At 66.8% G+C, this 13,655-nt stretch carries 13 protein-coding genes; 7 read left to right on the plus strand and 6 right to left on the minus strand.

Annotated features, from left to right (window positions below):
* Positions 1–44: 44 nt before the first annotated feature.
* From LL964_RS11370 to LL964_RS11385, 4 genes are read right to left on the minus strand one after another with little or no spacing between them, the layout of a single operon-like run.
* Positions 45–2,342 carry a xanthine dehydrogenase family protein molybdopterin-binding subunit gene (locus LL964_RS11370; protein WP_104584402.1) on the minus strand — a complete coding sequence of 766 codons (2,298 nt, stop codon included), beginning with the start codon at positions 2,340–2,342 and terminating at the stop codon, positions 45–47.
* Positions 2,339–3,427 (minus strand): FAD binding domain-containing protein, encoded by a 1,089-nt coding sequence (locus LL964_RS11375; RefSeq protein WP_167395192.1) that lies wholly within the window; start codon positions 3,425–3,427, stop codon positions 2,339–2,341. Before LL964_RS11375 ends, LL964_RS11370 begins: the two co-directional genes overlap by 4 nt.
* The gene (locus tag LL964_RS11380) at positions 3,400–3,975 is read right to left on the minus strand and encodes a (2Fe-2S)-binding protein (RefSeq protein WP_104584399.1); all 576 of its coding nucleotides are present in this window, start codon (positions 3,973–3,975) and stop codon (positions 3,400–3,402) included. Before LL964_RS11380 ends, LL964_RS11375 begins: the two co-directional genes overlap by 28 nt.
* A gap of 52 nt (positions 3,976–4,027) precedes the next feature.
* Positions 4,028–4,180, minus strand: coding sequence for a hypothetical protein (locus LL964_RS11385; RefSeq protein WP_167395165.1), 153 nt, complete (start codon positions 4,178–4,180; stop codon positions 4,028–4,030).
* 416 nt (positions 4,181–4,596) lie between these two features.
* Here LL964_RS11385 and LL964_RS11395 point away from each other — a divergent pair, with 416 nt between their 5' ends.
* From LL964_RS11395 to LL964_RS11405, 3 genes are all read left to right on the plus strand, one after another.
* Positions 4,597–5,190 (plus strand): GIY-YIG nuclease family protein, encoded by a 594-nt coding sequence (locus tag LL964_RS11395; RefSeq protein ID WP_104584396.1) that lies wholly within the window; start codon positions 4,597–4,599, stop codon positions 5,188–5,190.
* A gap of 64 nt (positions 5,191–5,254) precedes the next feature.
* Positions 5,255–5,596: a cupin domain-containing protein gene (locus tag LL964_RS11400; protein ID WP_104584394.1), complete on the plus strand. Its 342-nt coding sequence runs from the start codon at positions 5,255–5,257 to the stop codon at positions 5,594–5,596.
* A 181-nt stretch (positions 5,597–5,777) separates the two neighbouring features.
* Positions 5,778–6,281 carry a DUF6496 domain-containing protein gene (locus tag LL964_RS11405; protein WP_104584392.1) on the plus strand — a complete coding sequence of 168 codons (504 nt, stop codon included), beginning with the start codon at positions 5,778–5,780 and terminating at the stop codon, positions 6,279–6,281.
* 121 nt (positions 6,282–6,402) lie between these two features.
* On the opposite strand, the gene LL964_RS11410 is transcribed toward LL964_RS11405, so the two are convergent.
* Both LL964_RS11410 and LL964_RS11415 read right to left on the minus strand, forming a co-directional pair.
* Positions 6,403–6,828, minus strand: a complete 426-nt coding sequence (locus tag LL964_RS11410) for a type II toxin-antitoxin system death-on-curing family toxin (RefSeq protein WP_104585527.1) — start codon at positions 6,826–6,828, stop codon at positions 6,403–6,405.
* An 8-nt stretch (positions 6,829–6,836) separates the two neighbouring features.
* Complete coding sequence (locus tag LL964_RS11415; RefSeq protein WP_104584390.1) at positions 6,837–7,058, minus strand: AbrB/MazE/SpoVT family DNA-binding domain-containing protein; 222 nt, start codon at positions 7,056–7,058, stop codon at positions 6,837–6,839.
* Positions 7,059–7,208: 150 nt separating this feature from the next.
* Between LL964_RS11415 and lexA the strand changes: the two genes are divergently transcribed.
* From lexA to LL964_RS11435, 4 genes are all read left to right on the plus strand, one after another.
* On the plus strand, positions 7,209–7,814 hold the full coding sequence (lexA, locus tag LL964_RS11420; RefSeq protein ID WP_104584388.1) for a transcriptional repressor LexA: 606 nt from the start codon (positions 7,209–7,211) through the stop codon (positions 7,812–7,814).
* 1 nt (position 7,815) lies between these two features.
* Positions 7,816–8,466: a translesion DNA synthesis-associated protein ImuA gene (gene imuA, locus LL964_RS11425; RefSeq protein ID WP_167395164.1), complete on the plus strand. Its 651-nt coding sequence runs from the start codon at positions 7,816–7,818 to the stop codon at positions 8,464–8,466.
* A gap of 9 nt (positions 8,467–8,475) precedes the next feature.
* The gene (locus tag LL964_RS11430; protein WP_104584386.1) at positions 8,476–9,894 is read left to right on the plus strand and encodes a Y-family DNA polymerase; all 1,419 of its coding nucleotides are present in this window, start codon (positions 8,476–8,478) and stop codon (positions 9,892–9,894) included.
* A 169-nt stretch (positions 9,895–10,063) separates the two neighbouring features.
* The gene (locus tag LL964_RS11435; protein ID WP_167395163.1) at positions 10,064–13,312 is read left to right on the plus strand and encodes an error-prone DNA polymerase; all 3,249 of its coding nucleotides are present in this window, start codon (positions 10,064–10,066) and stop codon (positions 13,310–13,312) included.
* Positions 13,313–13,655: the final 343 nt, after the last annotated feature.

Genomic DNA, 13,655 nt, shown 5'->3' on the forward strand with positions numbered 1-13,655 from the left:
TGCCGCCGGGGCCTGGTCACAGGCACTCGTCGACTGCTGGCCGATCAGTCGGCCATCACCTTGTCCGGTGTCATCGGCGTGCTGCGGATGCGCTTGCCGGTAGCGTGGAAGATGGCGTTGCAGATCGCCGCCGACACGCCGACCTGCCCGATTTCGCCCACGCCCTTCGCGCCCAGGCTGCTGACCACGCGATCGTCTTCGTCGGCGAAGATCACCTCGATGTCATGAATATCGGCATTGGCGCTGACGTGATACTGCGCCAGATCGTGATTCATGAAGCGGCCGAAACGATGGTCCGATTGGGTATGTTCGTGCAGCGCCTGGCCGATGCCCCACACCACGCCGCCGATGATCTGGCTGCGCGCGGTGGTGGGGTTGAGGATGCGTCCGGCAGCGATGGCGCTGACCACGCGGGTGACCCGCACGGTGCCCAGGTCTTCGTCCACGCGCACTTCGACGAACACGGCCGCGTGCGTGGCGCGGGTGTACTTGCGTTGCTTGAGTACGTTGGGCAGCAGCAGGAACTTGTCTTCGATCTGCGCCAGGCCGGCGGCCTGCAGCAGCTGTGGCAACGCAATTGCGCTGCTGGCATCGGCCCGCAGGGCGATCGCACCGTTGGCGAACACCACATCGTCCAGCCTGGTCCGCGCGAAGCGCGAATCGGGCAGGTTCTGGGCCAGCCGCAGCAGCCGCGTACGCAACTTGCCACAGACGCCATCCACGGCAGACCCTATGGTACTCACGTGCGAGGAGCCGCCTTCGATAGGAGCCACCGGCAGAGTTGAATCGCCGAGCTGGAAGCTGACCTGTTCCAGCGGCAGGCCCAGCGCCTCGGCAGCGATCATCGTCATCACCGTATACGTGCCGGTGCCGATATCGCTGGCTGCGCTGCTCACCACCAGGCGCCCATCGGCATGCAGCACGGCATGCGCGCGCGCGAACATCTGCATCGCATCCCACTGCCCGGTGGCCATGCCCCAACCCACCCATTCGCGCCCTTCCTTGCGCGCACGCGGCTGCAGGGGACGTTGCGACCAGCCGAAGCGTTCGGCGCCTTGGCGATAGCATTCGCGCAATGCCTTGCTGGAGAACGGTTTGCCATCGGCAGGATTGACCTCGGCGTAGTTCTTCAGTCGCAGCGCCAGCGGATCGATGCCGACTTCGTAGGACAGTTCGTCCATGGCCACTTCCAGCGCATGCATGCCGTGGGTAGCGCCGGGCGCGCGCATGTCCATCGGGCTGTACTGGTCCAGGCTGACCAGGTTGTAGCCCAGGTGCACGTTGTCGCAGGCGTAGAGCTGCCCGCTCCAGTTGACCACCACTTCCACGTAGTCTTCGATGCGCGAAGTTTCGGCGATGGCCTCATGCCAGATCGCACGCAGCGTGCCATCGCGGTCGGCACCGAGCTTGAGCCGCTGCACGGTCTCCGGGCGATGACCGAAGGTGAACATCTGCTGGCGCGTGAGCACCACCCGCACCGAGCGGTCCAGCAGGATGGAGGCCATCACCGCCAGCGGCAACTGGTATTGCGGGCGCAGCCCGGAGCCGAAGGCGCCACCCACGTACGGGTTGCGCACGGTCACCTTGCGCTTGCTCAGGCCGAACACGTGCGAGACATACCAGCGACTGTTCTGCGAGCCCTGGGTCTTGTCGTAGATGGTGAAATGGCCATCGGCCTCGCGGATCACGGTGGAGGCGAACAGTTCCATCGGATTGTGGTGCTCGACGCCGCTGTAGTAGTCCGCCTGCACCTGGCAGGCGGCATCGGCGAAGGCGGTGTCCGGCGTGCCCTTGTCCTTGGGCGGCGGCGTGAACCCGGCCCGCATGCCTTTGGGTTTGTGCGCACGGTCCAGATGGGTCATCAGGTTGGTGTGGTGCGGTTGCTGGGCGTATTCCACCTCCACCAGATGCGCGGCATGCCGCGCCGCCTCGAATGTCTCGGCCACCACCAGTGCGATGGGCTGGCCGCTGTAGAGAATGGTGTTGTCGTAGAGCGGGCGGAACGGCGAGCCGGGCGGCGCGGTCATGTCCTTGTAGAACAGGTCCATGCCGCGCATCCGCGGGCGGTTTTCGTGGGTGACGATCTCCAGCACACCCGGCACGGCGCGTGCCGCAGCCAGGTCGAAAGCGACAATGTGGCCTTTGGCAATGCTGCTGCTGACCACCACGCCATAGGCCAGGTCCGGCACCGGCCATTCGGCGGCGTAGCGTGCCTGGCCGGTGACCTTGGCGCGCCCGTCGATGCGGGCGACGCCGGTGCCGGTGGGGCGAAAACCGGTGCCGGGCTCGGCCACCGGTGGCGTCAGTTCGCTGCCGGGCAGCGCGTTGCTGCGTGCATTCATGGCGATTCCTCCAACGCGCTGGTGCGTCCGCGGTTGTCGACGGTGCCTTCGCGCGCCACTTCCAGCGCGCGCACGATGGTCCGGTGCGCCAGGCGCACCTTGAACGCATTCTCGCCTTGTGGCTGCGCGCCTTGCAGCAGCGCATCGGCCAATCGTCCGAAACTGTCGGCATCGGCGGGTCGTCCGATCACCTGCTTCTCGGCCTCCGGCTGACGCCAGGGCTTGTGCGCCACCCCGCCCAGGGCCACGCGCACCGCACGGATGCTGCCGTCCTCGGCCAGGTCCAGCGCAGCGGCCACCGACACCAGTGCGAATGCGTACGACAGGCGCTCACGGATCTTGAGGTAGGCGCTATGCGCGACGAAGCGCTGTGCATCGGGTAAATCGATATGCACGATCAGCTCGTCCGGTTCCAGCGTGCTGTCCAGTTCGGGATGCTCGCCCGGCAGGCGATGGAAATCGGCGAATGCGATATCGCGTTCGCCGCGAGGGCCCTGCACGTGTACGACCGCGTCCAATGCCGCCAAAGCCACGCACATGTCCGAGGGGTGCGTCGCGATGCACTGTGCGCTGGCACCGAGAATGGCGTTGTACTTGGTCAGGCCGCCGATGGCCGAGCAGCCGCTGCCCGGCGTGTGCTTGTTGCACGCGGTGGCGCTGTCGTAGAAATACATGCAGCGCGTGCGTTGCAGCAGGTTGCCGCCATTGCTGGCCATGTTGCGGATCTGCGGCGAGGCACCCGCCAGGATGGCTGCGCTCAGTAATGGATAGCGCGCCTGCACGTCTGGGTGGTACGCAGTGTCGGCATTGCGCGCCAACGCGCCCAGCCGCATGCCTCCATCGGGCTGGACGCTGATGCTGTCCAGCGGCAGGTGATTGATGTCCACCAGGCGGCTGGGCCGCATCAGCTGCAGCTTCATCAGGTCGGTGAGATTGGTGCCACCGGCGATCAGGCGAACCGGCGCTTCCGAGGGCACAGGATGCGGGTCTTCGCCGCGCGGGGCGATGGCGGCGAGCGCCGCGTCGATGCTGTCGGCGCGCACATAGCTGAGCGGAATCATGCCGGCACCGTCCCGGGTTCCCAGGTCCTGGTTGCGCCGCTTTTCGCTTCGGCGGATGCGTCGAGCACGTCCATCACTGCGTCGGTGATCTGCGGATACGCGCCGCAGCGGCACAGGTTGCCGCTCATCAGCTCGCGGACCTGATCGCGATCGCGCGCTTTACCTTCGTTGATGAGGCCTGCTGCCGAGCACAGCTGGCCCGGCGTGCAGTAGCCGCATTGGAAGGCATCGCGTTCGATGAAGGCACGCTGCAAGGGATGCAGCTGCTCGCCATCGGCAAGGCCTTCAACGGTGGTGATGTCGGCGCCGTCCTGCATGACGGCCAGGGTCAGGCAGCTATTAATGCGGCGCCCATTCACCAGCACCGTGCAGGCGCCGCACTGGCCGTGGTCACAGCCTTTCTTGCTGCCGGTGAGATCCAGCCGATCGCGCAACAGATCGAGCAGGCTCACCCAGGCTTCGAGCTGCAATTGGTAGGACTGGCCATTGATGCGCAGCTTGACCGGATAGGTCGGTGCGGACGTGGCAGTTGCCTGCGCCGTGTCGTGGGCGGTGGCGGGCGTGGCATTCATGCGAACCCCGTGGCGATGGCTGAGGAGGGCCACCACCTTGAACGCGCCGCGGTCAACGCAGGGTGACCACGCAGCCATCGAACGGCGCCTGCGGCGCGCTGAGACGGACATCGTGCTGCGTCGTGGCGGTGGCACGGGTGTGCAGGTAGGTATTGCGCGATTGCGTAACAGGTGGCCACGCGTCAGCTGAATTCGTCAGCGACACGGGCGCTTCAGCTGCCTGCGTCCCGTCTGTTGCGACACGCGGCCGCTATTCTTGCGCCATCAGAACACGATGGCCGCCATGAGCCGACCCGGCGTCAACATCGATCTTCCGTTGCATGGTGGACACGTGCTGCAGTGTCCGATGCTCGCACGCGTGCTCGACCACACCACAGGCGTGCTCGAGCAAGCAATGCGGCGTGCCCGGCTGGGCAATGCAGAGCGCCTGCAGGCGATTGCGTGGCCGGATGCGCAAGTGCGCCGGCTCGAAGCCACCGCTCACAGCCCTTCGGTGCAGGATTGCATCGCGCCGCAACGGCGCGATGCGTCGCGTTGTGGTGGGCGCAACGTGTCCGGCCGGAAACCGGCGTCGGCCATATCCGCAGCTGCGCCGCCAGTGCGCGTACGCGCAGATTGGCGATGAGCGCGCGCGAGTGGGAAGGCACGAGAGTGGCGACCGATGGGCGTTGTTTCACCTACGTGTTCCCGTGCCGATGGGAAGACCATTGCAAGATCGGCTTTTCGCGCGATCCATTGGCACGCATCGGCAGCCTGCATCCTCGCTGGTTCGATTTCTTCGATCTCCAACGCGGTCTGCTGGTGGAAGCCGAGCGCGAGCGCGATGCGCGCGATCTGGAGCTGCAGCTACGTCGGCCCTTGCGTGCGCACAATGCACCTGCCCCGATGACGATCCGGGTCGCAGCCGGTGGGCAGACCGAGTGGTTCCGTGGCGTGAGCGAGGCGCTGGAACTGGCGGTAGCCGATCTGCGCATCCACGGCTATCGCGTCTTCGTGTTGCGCGACTGGTTGCACGCGGCAATGGCGCAACGCATCGACTGGTTGTACGACTGGTCCGCCGCGCAGCTGAGTCCGGACGAGCTGGAGGGCCTGATCGGGCCAACCCCGGCCCAACGCGCGTTGCGCGACGTGCTCGATGGCTACCGCGCCGTGGATCTGCCGCTGCAGGCGCATCTGCCCGAGCGGATCTGGGTCTGGTATTGCGGCAACCGGTGAGCGCATTGCCAGTGCCTTGACGCCAGCCGGCACAGCATCGCGGCAGTTCCCGAGGAGGTGCCCCATGCAGACCGCACAACTGACATTGACCGAGGCCTTCAAGGTGTTGTTCTCGCTGCATCAGGTGCAGGCCGCCGAGATGGTGATCGCACCGGGCGAGGGCGAAGGCGGGCCCGACAATCGCCATCGCGGTGCCGACCAGTGGTTGTACGTCGTCGATGGCGACGGCACGGCCATCGTCGATGGGCAATCGCACCCGTTGCAGGGTGGAAGCCTGCTCGCCATCGAACGCGGCCAGGCGCATGAAATCCGCAACACCGGAACGCGGCCTCTGAAGACCGTCAACTTCTATCACCCACCGGCCTACGATGCGCAAGGCGAGCCGTTGCCGGCCGGGGAGGGCTAGTGTGATCGTGGTGCCATTACGTATGTATCTGCCGAATACGCCAATGCGATCGATGGCTGCGCAAGCGCAAGCGCAGGTGAAGACGCCAGGCATGCTTCAACGCAAAGTAAGCATCGCGCCGACTGTGTATTGACGCAGCGTTTGATACACCGAGTTGCCATCCATCGCCTGGGATAGTGTCATGCCTCAGACCAAGACACGCCGCGCTGCCGCCAAGGACAAGCGCGAAGGAAAGTCGGCCAGTACCCAGGCCGGCGAATATGTGAAAGAAGAGATCGACCAGGTGCGCAAGGGTGCGCACGGAGTGAAAAACACCAAGCAGGCCATCGCGATCGGCTTGTCCAAGGCGCGCCGCGACGGCGTGGATGTTGCGCCATCCCGTTCTGCATCCAAGGCCACCAGGGAAAAAGCTGCGCAGGACAAGGCCGCTGCGACCTCCAAAAAACCGGTGTCGCGCACACGCTCGGCCGGCGCAAAGAAGGCTTTGAAGACCGCCAGCAAGCACACCACCGCCAAGAAGACGGTGGGTAAAAAGGCGTTGTCCACCCAGACTGCGCGTGCCGCAAAAAAGCGCACGGCCAGTGATCGCTCGACAGCAGCGAAGAAGGCAGCGAAGACCAAGGGCCCGGCCGTGCGCAAGGCGGCCGCGAAGAAGGCGGCTGCGACGCGCAAGCGTGCCCAGTAAGAGCGCCAGGTCATGCGGCAACCGCAACATAACCGGCTACGGCTACGGCTACGGCTGCGTGGATCCAATACTTGCGCATTGCATGCCCTGGCACAGGCGTGTCGCTGCTACAAGCATGCTGTCAGCCGTAAGGGTCTCGCGGCTCGTGGACATGCGCGTCCGCGCGCAAGCGCACGCGCGGCCGCAGCCACTGCACAAATGTTGCTTCGGTCCACGCGCCATCGGCCAGGCCCATCATGGCAACGTACTTCTCTTCCTGCGAAGCGATGAGCTCGGCACCGTTGAGCAGCAGAAAAACCCGGTAGCACACATGTGCAGTCCGTTTGTTGCCATCCACAAACGGGTGGTTGCGCGCGAGTCCGTAGGCCAGGCTGGCCGCCAGTTCCACTAGGTCGGGCGGAGGATTGCCGTAGGAAAACAGCTGTTGCGGGCGTGCGAGTGCCGAGTCCAATAGCGCCTCGTCACGTATCCCGCTTGCGCCGCCGTGCTCGCTCAATTGACGTTCGTGAATCGCCGATGCCAGCGCGCGCGTGATCCACACCAACATGCGCGTGTTCACTTGGCCAGCTTGTTCAGCACTTGGCGGTCCTCGCGCATCACTTGCTCGGCCACATCCATCTGTGCCGCCAGCGTCGGGTCGAAGGCAGTCAGCTTGATGCCGTCTGGCGTCTCCAGTGCATAGAGTTCATCGCCCTTGCCGAGTCGCAGGCGGGCAAGCAGTTCCTTGGGCAGGATGACCCCCGAGGAATTGCCGATGGCGGTGATCTTGAGTTTCATGGCGGCATCTCGCGTTAGTACTTGAGTTATAACTTGTGCCTCGGCCAGTCGCAAGTGGCGTACTGAAGCGGCTCAGCAAGCCGGTCTCGCCTGCTGCGATCGATGGGTGTACAAATGTACACCTTGTCCCGTCCAGCTGCCGAACCTCCGATGCCATCGCTTCCCCCCCAACGTGCCGCCGTGCTGGCCTTCCTGCAGGAGCAGGCCATGGCAGGGGTCTTTCCCAGCCTGGCCGAAATCGCGCAGGCCTTCGGGTTTGCCTCGCGCACTGCGGCGCAAAAGCATGTGCAGGCGCTGGCCGAGGCCGGCTTGATCGAGCTGCTGCCCAATCAGAAGCGCGGCATCCGCATGCCGGGCGGTCGTCACCGCGATGCCTTGCTGGCGTTGCCGGTGCTGGGGCGGGTGGCGGCCGGCGTGCCGATCGGGGCGGATATCGGCCTGGACCGGCAACTGTGGCTGGACCGCGCGCTGTTTTCGCTGCGCCCGGATTACCTGCTCAAGGTGCAGGGCGACTCGATGATCGACGACGGCATCCTGGATGGCGATCTGGTCGGCGTGCATCGCAGCAACGAGGCGCGTGATGGCCAGATCGTGGTGGCGCGGGTGGATGGCGAAATCACCATCAAGCGGCTGGAGCGCGGTGCCGACTCCATTCGCCTGCTGCCGCGCAACCGCGCGCATGCGCCGATCGTGGTGGCCGCCGATGCCGACTTCGCGATCGAAGGGCTGTACTGCGGCCTGATCCGGCAGGGCTGAGATGAGCGAGCCGGTGCAATTGCGACAGCACGGCAATGCAGCAGTGGCCATGCCGCTGGACGCATTGCTGGCCGCGCGCACGGTGTGGCGGGCCGGCCACGGCACGGCCACCGTCAGCGGCGGTGAAACCACCGGGCACGCCGCGCTGGATGCGGTGCTGCCCGATGGCGGCTGGCCGCGGCGTGCGCTCACCGAGCTGTTGTTGCCGGCCCATGGCGTGGGCGAGATCGGCTTGCTGCTGCCCACGCTGGCACGCATGACCGGCGCCGGCAGCCGGGTGGTGCTGGTGGCGCCGCCGTTCATTCCGTATGCGCCGGCCTGGCAGGCGGGCGGGGTGGTGCTGGAACAGCTGGAGGTGGTGCAGGCCGAGCCGCGGCAAGCGCTGTGGGCCTTCGAACAATGCCTGCGCAGCGGCGCCTGTGCGGCGGTGCTGGGCTGGCCGCAGACTGGCGATGCACGCGCGCTGCGGCGCCTGCAGGTGGCGGCCGACAGCGGCAATTGCTGCGCATTCGCGCTGCGCGACCGGCGCCATGCGGTCAATGCCTCGCCGGCGGCGCTGCGGCTGGAATTCCTGCCCGAGCGCGAGGCCTGGCAGGTACGCAAGTGCCGCGGCGGGCAGGTGCCGTCGCAGCCGCTGCGGCTGGCGCATTGAGGCGCGCGCATGTTGTGGGCCTGCCTATTGCTGCCGCAGCTGGCGCTGGACGCTGTCCTTCGGCGTCTGGAAGAACCGCAGGTGCCGCTGGCGCTGGTGGAAGGCCCGGCGCAGCTGCGCAGCCTGCATTCGGTCAATGCCGCAGCCGCGGCGGCGGGCTTGAAGGCCGGCATCCGGTTGTCGGCGGCGCATGCGCTGATGACGCAGGTACGTACCATCGATTACGACGCGCAGGACGAAGCGCGGATGCAGCGGTTTCTTGCGGCCTGGGCATACCGGCATAGTTCGTTGGTGAGCCAGCAATGGTCGCGCGCCATCGTGCTGGAAGCCGCAGCCAGCTTTCGCCTGTTCGGCCCCTGGCCACGTTTCGAGCGCCGCCTGCGCGATGAGCTGCAGGCGCTGGGCTTCCAGCACCGGCTTGCGCTGGCGCCCACGCCGCGTGCCGCACGCGTACTGGCCGGCCTGCGCGATGGTATGGCGGTGACAGAATTGCAGGCCCTGCACCGAACGCTGGACAGCGTGCCGGTGCGTCGTGCCGCGTTGCCGGGCGATGCCGGCGAGCGCCTGCAGCACATGGGCATCCGCACGCTCGCCGCAGTGCGTGCGCTGCCGCGGGACGGGCTGCGCCGCCGCTTCGGTGCAGACCTGCTGGAGCACCTGGATCGCCTCTATGGCGACGCCGATGATCCATTGGACTGCTATGCGCCGCCGGACCATTTCGATCAGCGCGTGGAGCTGGGCTACGAGGTGGAAACGCATCCGGCGCTGCTGTTCCCGCTGCGGCGGTTGATCGGCGACCTGTGCACCTACCTGTCCATCCGCGACGGCGGCGTGCAGCGTTTCCTGCTGCGGCTGGAGCACGAAGAGGGCGCCACCGATGTGGAGATCGGCCTGCTCACGCCCGAGCGTGCGCCCACGCTGCTGTTCGAGCTGGCCCGCAACCGGCTGGAGCGGGTGGAGATTCCGCGCCCGGTGGTGGCGATGCGCCTGCTGGCGCGCCAGTTGCCCCCGTTCGTGCCGGCCATGCGCGACCTGTTCGATCAGCGCGCGCAGCAATCGGTGGACTGGCCGCAACTGCGCGAGCGCCTGCGTGCGCGGTTGGGCGATGAGGCGGTGTATCGGGTGATGCCGGCCGACGATCCACGCCCGGAGCGGGCCTGGCGGCGCGCCATCGGCGATGCGGTGCGCGAGGCCGCTGCGCCGCCACGCCCGCCGCGGCCCACCTGGCTGCTGCCGCAACCGGTACCGCTGCACGAGACCCAGCTGCGCATCGTGTCCGGCCCGGAGCGGCTGGAAAGCGGCTGGTGGGACGACGCCGAAGCCCGACGCGACTACTACGTGGTGGAAACCGCGCGCGGCCGCCGCGCCTGGGTGTTCGCCGCGCCGGGCCGTGTGGATGGCTGGATGCTGCATGGATGGTTTGCGTGACCGGATCCATGTCCGCGAGGGATTGCAGCATGTCCTGGCCGGTGCATCGCTGCGCTGGCGGCGCACGTGGCACGCGTTGCGCGCAATCGGCCACAGGATCTGCAAGCGCACGGTCTGCTGCGCACCGCAATTTGTGTGCGGCGCTGCGCACTGCGCACGAGCCGCGTCCATGAGCTGGGACGACGCCGTCGATGGCGTGGACCGCGATACCCCCGGCGGGCGCATGCCGCGTGGCTGGAATGTGGCCGCACGCCTGCGCGCGGCCAATGACGATGTCACCCATGCAGACGCTGCCGATGGGTTGCCCGCCTATGCCGAGCTGCATTGCCTGTCGGATTTCTCGTTCCTGCGTGGCGCGTCCAGTGCCGAGCAGCTGTTCTCGCGTGCGCAGCACTGCGGCTACAGCGCGCTGGCGATCACCGACGAATGCTCGCTGGCCGGCATCGTGCGCGGCCTGGAGGCCTCGCGCGCCACCGGGGTGCGGCTGATCGTCGGCAGCGAATTTACCCTGGTCGATGGCACCCGCTTCGTGCTGCTGGTGGAGCATGCGCAAGGCTATCCGCAGCTGTGCGCGCTGATCACCACCGCACGGCGCGCGGCAGGCAAGGGCGCCTATCGGCTGGGGCGTGCCGAGGTGGAAGCGCAGTTCCGCGACGCGGTGCCCGGCGTGTTCGCGTTGTGGCTGCCCGGCATGCAGCCGCAGGCCGAGCAGGGCGCCTGGTTGCAGCAGGTGTTCGGCGAGCGCGCATTCGTGGCGGTAGAGCTGCACCGCGAACAGGACGATGCCGCGCGCCTGCAGGCGCTGCAACTGCTGGCGCAGCAGCTGGGCATGACCGCCCTGGCCAGTGGCGATGTGCATATGGCGCAGCGCCGCGAGCGCATCGTGCAGGACACCTTGACCGCCATCCGTCACGGCCTGCCGCTGGCCGAATGCGGCGCGCACCTGTTTCGCAATGGCGAGCGGCATCTGCGTACCCGGCGCGCGCTGGGCAACATCTATCCACCGGCCTTGCTGCAGGCCACGCTGGCATTGGCGCAGCGCTGCACCTTCGACATCTCCAGACTCGAATACAACTATCCCAAAGAGTTGGTGCCCGAAGGGCATACGCCTGCGAGTTATCTGCGTCAGCTCACCGAAGCCGGTATCCGCGAGCGCTGGCCCGGCGGTATCTCGGCCAAGGTGCGCGAGGACATCGAAAAAGAGTTGGCCTTGATCGCGTTCAAGAACTACGAGGCATTCTTCCTCACTGTGCACGACGTGGTGCGCTTCGCGCGGTCCAGGAAAATTCTCTGCCAGGGCCGCGGCTCATCAGCCAACTCGGCGGTGTGTTATGCATTGGGCATCACGGCGGTCAACCCGGACGAAACACGTCTGTTGATGGCGCGCTTCCTGTCCGAACAACGCGACGAGCCGCCGGATATCGACGTGGATTTCGAGCACGAACGCCGCGAGGAAGTGCTGCAATACGTTTACGAGAAATACGGCCGCGAACGCGCCGCCCTTGCCGCCACGGTGATCTGCTACCGCGGCAAGAGCGCGGTGCGCGATGTGGCCAAGGCGTTCGGGCTGCCGCCCGACCAGATCGCGCTGCTGGCCAATTGCTATGGCTGGGGCAATGGCGATACGCCGATGGAGCAGCGCATCGAGGAAGCCGGCTTCGATCTGGCCAATCCGTTGATCGACAAGATCCTCAACGTGACCGAGCAGTTGCGCGATCACCCGCGGCACCTGTCGCAGCACGTGGGCGGATTCGTGATCTCCGATGAACCGCTGTCGCTGCTGGTGCCGGTGGAGAACGCCGCCATGGCCGACCGCACCATCATCCAGTGGGACAAGGACGATCTGGAAACCATGAAGCTGCTCAAGGTCGATTGCCTGGCCCTGGGCATGCTGACCTGCATCCGCAAAACGCTGGAACTGGTGCGTGGTCATCGTGATCGCACGTTCACCATTGCCACGCTTCCGAACGACGATACGCCGACCTACAGGATGATCCAGCGTGCCGACACCGTCGGCGTGTTCCAGATCGAGTCGCGTGCACAGATGGCGATGCTGCCAAGGCTCAAACCGGCAGAGTTCTACGACCTGGTGATCGAAGTGGCGATCGTGCGGCCTGGCCCGATCCAGGGCGATATGGTGCACCCGTACCTGCAACGCCGCAAAGACAAGAGCCTGATCAACTATCCCTCCGAAGGCGTAGAAAAGATTCTCGGGCCAACATTGGGAATTCCGCTGTTCCAGGAGCAGGTGATGGAGTTGGTGATCCACGCCGGCTACGACCCTGACGAAGCCGACAAGCTGCGCCGTTCGATGGCGGCCTGGCGCCGCGGTGGCGATATGGAATCGCATCGCGTGCACATTCGCGCATTGATGGAAGGCAAAGGCTACGCCTCCACCTTCATCGACCAGATCTTCGAGCAGATCAAGGGCTTCGGCTCCTACGGGTTTCCGCAAAGCCATGCCGCCTCGTTCGCCAAGCTGGTCTATGCCAGTTGCTGGCTCAAGCGCCACGAACCGGCGGCCTTCGCCTGCGGCCTGCTCAATGCGCAGCCGATGGGCTTCTATTCGGCCAGCCAGATCGTGCAGGACGCGCGCCGCGGCAGCCCCGAGCGCGCGGCGGTGCAGGTGCTGCCGGTGGACGTGCTGCACAGCGACTGGGACAACACCCTGGTCGGCGGCAGGCCGTGGCGCAGCGACGAGGACCCTGGCGAACAACCGGCGATCCGGCTGGGCATGCGACAGATCAGCGGCTTGTCGAAGCAGGCGGCCCTGCGCCTGGTCGCCGCGCGTGCGCAGCGCGCCTTCGCCGATATCGGCGACCTGTGCCTGCGTGCGGCGCTGGACGAAAAGGCCCGCCTGGCACTGGCCGAGGCCGGGGCGCTGCAGTCGATGGTGGGCAACCGCAATGCCGCGCGCTGGGCCATGGCCGGGGTGGAGGCGCGTCGCCCGTTGCTGCCGGGCAGCCCGAAAGAGCGCCTGGTGCAGTTCGAGGCGCCGCGCGCGGGCGAGGAGATCCTGGCCGATTACCGCGCGGTGGGCTTGAGCCTGCGGCAGCACCCGATGGCGCTGCTGCGCCCGCAGATGGTGCAGCGGCGCATCCTGGGCCTGCGCGACTTGCAGGGCCGCCGCCACGGCAGCGGCGTGCACGTGGCCGGGCTGGTGACCCAGCGCCAGCGCCCGGCTACCGCCAAGGGCACCATCTTCGTCACCCTGGAAGACGAGCACGGCATGATCAACGTGATCGTCTGGGCGCACCTGGCGCTGCGGCGCCGCCGCGCGCTGCTGGAATCGCGCCTGCTCGCGGTGCGCGGGCGCTGGGAACGCGTGGATGGCGTGGAGCACCTGATCGCCGGCGACCTGCACGACCTCAGCGACCTGCTCGGCCAGATGCAGCTGCCTTCGCGCGATTTCCACTAGCAGCGATCCACGCGTCACCGTCGACCAGTCAGGGGTGCAATGCGCCATCCCGACCGGCGTTGGCGTCAGCGGTGATCATGCGCAGCTGTGCGCGGGCCCTCGCGAGCGATGCGTACCGTGCGGTCGCTATGGCATTGCCGCAGATCGTCGGGCGCGCCGCTGGCGGCGATGGATCGTGTTTCTCGTGCACGGCCCAGCCCGCCAGCGGCCGTGATCCCGATGCGCCCGCCGCCACTGCGGCCACGCCAACGGGGCCGCTCGTCGGCTCACGCCAACCAACCGGTCTGTTCCATGCCCGGGTCACCGGGAACCAACCGGTCTGTGCTACACCATGCACTCCCGC

It is taken from the genome of Xanthomonas melonis, from assembly GCF_020783655.1.
Classification (GTDB): domain Bacteria; phylum Pseudomonadota; class Gammaproteobacteria; order Xanthomonadales; family Xanthomonadaceae; genus Xanthomonas; species Xanthomonas melonis.

What these genes read in the sequence shown, in the direction of transcription:
- LL964_RS11430 (WP_104584386.1), top strand. Translation starts at nt 8,476, where the DNA reads ATGTTGTGGGCCTGCCTATTGCTGCCGCAGCTGGCGCTGGACGCTGTC.
- LL964_RS11400 (WP_104584394.1), top strand. Translation starts at nt 5,255, where the DNA reads ATGCAGACCGCACAACTGACATTGACCGAGGCCTTCAAGGTGTTGTTC.
- LL964_RS11410 (WP_104585527.1), bottom strand. Translation starts at nt 6,828, where the DNA reads ATGTTGGTGTGGATCACGCGCGCGCTGGCATCGGCGATTCACGAACGT.
- LL964_RS11370 (WP_104584402.1), bottom strand. Translation starts at nt 2,342, where the DNA reads ATGAATGCACGCAGCAACGCGCTGCCCGGCAGCGAACTGACGCCACCG.
- LL964_RS11415 (WP_104584390.1), bottom strand. Translation starts at nt 7,058, where the DNA reads ATGAAACTCAAGATCACCGCCATCGGCAATTCCTCGGGGGTCATCCTG.
- LL964_RS11380 (WP_104584399.1), bottom strand. Translation starts at nt 3,975, where the DNA reads ATGAATGCCACGCCCGCCACCGCCCACGACACGGCGCAGGCAACTGCC.
- LL964_RS11405 (WP_104584392.1), top strand. Translation starts at nt 5,778, where the DNA reads ATGCCTCAGACCAAGACACGCCGCGCTGCCGCCAAGGACAAGCGCGAA.
- lexA (WP_104584388.1), top strand. Translation starts at nt 7,209, where the DNA reads ATGCCATCGCTTCCCCCCCAACGTGCCGCCGTGCTGGCCTTCCTGCAG.
- LL964_RS11435 (WP_167395163.1), top strand. Translation starts at nt 10,064, where the DNA reads ATGAGCTGGGACGACGCCGTCGATGGCGTGGACCGCGATACCCCCGGC.
- LL964_RS11395 (WP_104584396.1), top strand. Translation starts at nt 4,597, where the DNA reads ATGAGCGCGCGCGAGTGGGAAGGCACGAGAGTGGCGACCGATGGGCGT.
- imuA (WP_167395164.1), top strand. Translation starts at nt 7,816, where the DNA reads ATGAGCGAGCCGGTGCAATTGCGACAGCACGGCAATGCAGCAGTGGCC.